Genomic DNA, 433 nt, shown 5'->3' with positions numbered 1-433 from the left:
CTCCATCTCAACCGTTGCGCTGGCAGATGACAGCCATGGTTTCTACATTCAAGGCGATCTTGGCCACTCAACCCTTAAAACCAATGACGAAGGTGGCAAAACTAGTGCCAAAGGCTTCAGCCCGCGTCTGTCTGCCGGATATGATTTCGGCGATTTCCGTGTCGCTGCCGATTACACCCACTATAAAACTTTGAAAGACCATGAACAGGGTCGGTCTTACACACTCGACTCAAAAATCAAACTCCAAAGCGTCGGTGTTTCCGCCATTTATGATTTCGACTTAAACTCCCCAGTTAAACCTTATGTCGGCGCACGCGTAGGCATCAATCGCTTTTCTTATGACGACGATTACCGCAGTGTGAATTTTCATGAGACTGAATCGATCCGCAAAACTAAAACCGGCGTAGGCGTATTGGCAGGCGTAGGCTATGAC

At 48.5% G+C, this 433-nt stretch carries 1 protein-coding gene; it reads left to right on the top strand.

From position 1 onward, the window contains the following. A partial coding sequence (locus tag ACTHUR_RS21560; protein ID WP_440400859.1) for an opacity family porin occupies positions 1-433 on the top strand: 433 nt, incomplete at both ends.

Source organism: Neisseria sp. P0021.S007, from assembly GCF_051956855.1.
This window is presented reverse-complemented; position numbering and strand designations above follow the sequence as displayed.